The 3364-nt window shown below is 35.6% G+C and carries 3 protein-coding genes; 1 reads left to right on the top strand and 2 read right to left on the bottom strand.

Going from position 1 to position 3364, the window contains the following annotated elements; all coding sequences use genetic code 11:
• Positions 1-335, top strand: a 335-nt coding sequence (locus GMA06_RS08165) for a transposase (protein ID WP_163561595.1), incomplete at its 5' end; no start/stop codon positions are given.
• A 190-nt stretch (positions 336-525) separates the two neighbouring features.
• On the opposite strand, the gene pnp is transcribed toward GMA06_RS08165, so the two are convergent.
• Positions 526-2646 (bottom strand): polyribonucleotide nucleotidyltransferase, encoded by a 2121-nt coding sequence (gene pnp / locus GMA06_RS08170; RefSeq protein ID WP_163545187.1) that lies wholly within the window; start codon positions 2644-2646, stop codon positions 526-528.
• A 155-nt stretch (positions 2647-2801) separates the two neighbouring features.
• The gene (rpsO, locus tag GMA06_RS08175; protein WP_135125869.1) at positions 2802-3071 is read right to left on the bottom strand and encodes a 30S ribosomal protein S15; all 270 of its coding nucleotides are present in this window, start codon (positions 3069-3071) and stop codon (positions 2802-2804) included.
• Positions 3072-3364 lie beyond the last annotated feature (293 nt).

The raw sequence follows: 3364 nt of genomic DNA on the forward strand, positions 1-3364 counted from the left end.
CCACATACGATGTCGTTCATCAATTAAGAGATGCTTTACATAATAGAGATTTTGACCGATTTGAAGAAATACTCATATGGGCTAAACAGGAAGCTATTTCTCCTGGTTTACGTAGAGTATTAAGAACGTTCAAAGGGTATTTACCCTATATTAAAAACACCTTTATCTACCATCATTTGACTAATGGTGCACTTGAAGGAATCAATCATAAAATTAAAGTACTTAAGAGAAATGCCTATGGTTATCGTAACTTTTCACATTTTAGAAATCGTATTTTATTCATGTGTAAGTTATATGTACCGTATACCGTACCATCTACTTCACTAGTTGCTTAATAGTTTAAGTCAAAAGTGATGTACGAATAGCTCCTTCCCCGCACAACGTAGGGGAAAAGACATGTATCGTGTACATGTCGGTGAGCCGTACATCACTTTGTGACTTAAAAAAAGATAGTGACGTAACATTTGTTACATCACTACCTTTTATGAGTCATCAACCCTATTTGACATAGAGCCCGTTTTTTATTTATTCTTGGTCTAAAACTGGTTTTTCAATAAGAGCTTTCATTGATAAGTTAATTCTACCTTGTTTATCAATTTCAATGACTTTGACACGTACCATTTGTCCTATTTTTAAAACATCTTCAACAGATTTCGTTCTTTCATGAGATATTTCAGAAATATGAACTAGACCGTCTTTTCCTTTTACAATTTCAACAAAGGCGCCAAATTTTTCAATACGTTTAACTGTACCTTCATAAATATTGCCTACTTCAACAACATGTGTTAATTCTTCAATAATTTGGATAGCACGCTTAATCATATCCGTATCAGAAGAAGCAATACTCACATTACCCTCTTGGTCAATATCTATTTTAACTCCTGTTTCATCAATAATGGCATTAATGGTTTCTCCACCACGCCCAATGACAACCTTGATTTGATCTGGATGAATTTGTATCATTTCGATTTTCGGTGCATACGGGCTTAATTCTGGTCTAGGTTGTGCAATCGTGCTTGTTAATTCTTCTAAAATTTCCAAACGTGCTTTTTTGGCTTGTGTTAATGCTTCTGTTAAAATTTGTTCAGTAATACCTTTAATTTTAATATCCATTTGTAAAGCTGTGATACCTTCACTTGTTCCAGCTACTTTAAAGTCCATATCACCTAAGTGATCTTCTAAACCTTGAATATCTGTTAAAACGGTATACTGTCCATTATCCTCATTCATCACCAATCCCATAGCAATTCCGGCAACTGGTGCTTTAATAGGAACACCTGCATCCATTAACGCCAATGTACCGGCACAAATACTTGCTTGTGAACTTGATCCATTTGATTCTAATACTTCAGATACTAAACGAATCGTATATGGAAATTCCTCTGGTGTTGGAATAATTTGTTTTAATGCTCGTTCTCCTAATGCACCATGTCCAATTTCACGGCGTCCTGGACTTCCTGCACGTCCTGTTGAACCAACAGAAAATTGTGGGAAATTATAATGATGAATAAATCTTTTTCCTTCTTCAATACCCAATCCGTCAATGACTTGATGCTCGCCTAATGGTGCTAAAGTTGCTGCCGTTAATGCTTGTGTTTGTCCACGTGTGAATAAGCCTGAACCATGAACACGTGGTAATAAAGCAACTTCTGAAGATAGTGGACGAATTTCATCAATTTTACGACCGTCTGGTCTTACTTTATCTTCTGTAATTAAGCGACGTACTTCATCTTTTTCTAAATCATAAACAATTTGACGAATTTCTTTAGCAATACGCTCAATTTCTTCATGTTCTGCATATTTTTCTTCAAAGAATAAAATAGCTTCTTCTTTAACTGCTTCAATATTTGCTTCACGTGCTAATTTTTCTTCGGTTTGAATAGCTGTTAACATTTTATCTTTAAATAAGTCTTGTGCTTCTTTAACAAGGTCTTCATCTAATGTCAACAAGTCAATATCCATTTTTTCTTTACCAACAGCTTGTGTGATTTCTTCTTGGAATTGAACAAGTGCTTTAATAGCTTCATGTCCATATAGTAAGGCATGCAACATGTCTTCTTCTGAAACTTCTTTTGCACTACTTTCTACCATATTGATAGCCGTCTTTGTTCCTGCAACAGATAGTTCAATATCACTGTTTTCTTTTTGAGCAACTGTTGGGTTAATAACATATTCACCATTAACACGTCCAACATCAACTCCTGCAATTGGCCCGTCAAATGGAATATCAGAAATACATAAAGCTAAAGAAGAACCAAACATTGCTGCCATTTCTGGAGAACAATCTTGTTCTACAGATAATACTGTATTAGTAATTTGTACTTCATTTCTAAATCCGTCTGCAAACATTGGACGGATCGGTCTATCAATTAAACGTGCTGTTAAAGTTGCACTCTCACTTGGACGACCTTCACGTTTAATAAAGCCTCCTGGCATTTTACCAACGGCATACATTTTTTCATTATAGTTTACAGTTAGCGGGAAAAAATCTCCTGTTGTGGCTGATTTTGAACAAACAACCGCTGTCAACACAACTGTATCTCCATAACGAACTAAAACAGCACCATTTGCTTGTTTGGCTAATTGCCCTACTTCAACTTTTAATGGACGATTTGCCCACATCGTTTCAAAAACTTGTTTTGTCATATTTATTCCTCTATCTTTCTGCCACGCTACTAAACAAAGAACAGTCAATCAATTGTCATTCACTCTTCTTTGCATAGTAGTCTAGTGGCTACTTAAAATGAGCTTACATAGGATAGGCGGTACTCCAAAATGGAATACCGCCTAAACAATACTGATTAACGACGTAAGCCTAAACGTTGAATCAATTCACGGTAACGTTGAATATCTTTGTTACGTAAGTACGCTAACAAGTGACGACGATGACCGATTTTTTTCATCATACCACGAGCTGAATGGAAGTCTTTTTTGTGAACACGTGCATGTTCGTTTAAAGCGTTAATTTCAGCTGTTAACACTGCGATTTGTACTTCTGGAGAACCTGTATCTCCTTCGTGTGTTGCGTATGCTTTGATGATTTCAGTTTTTTGTTCTTTAGAAATTGCCATTTCTAACACCTCTTTCTTTAAAATTGCCCTATGCCGAGTAAATCGTTGGTGATACGCATTTACCAAGTATAAGGTTCGTGTAGATACACACTATCATTTTACGTAATGAAATATCATTTGTCAAACAAAATCATTGGTCTTTCTTATGAAAATAACCCTCTTTTTATGGCTCTTCGTCAAATTGTGTTGGTGGAGAGAAATAGTGAGTATGTTGGTAGTGAATGGCATTAACCATTCACTACCTTTTTCACATTCTTTTTCTGCCACTGAGAATGGTGTTGTATGATTAAAAT

This window comes from Granulicatella sp. zg-84 (genome assembly GCF_010892375.1).
GTDB lineage: Bacteria > Bacillota > Bacilli > Lactobacillales > Aerococcaceae > WM01.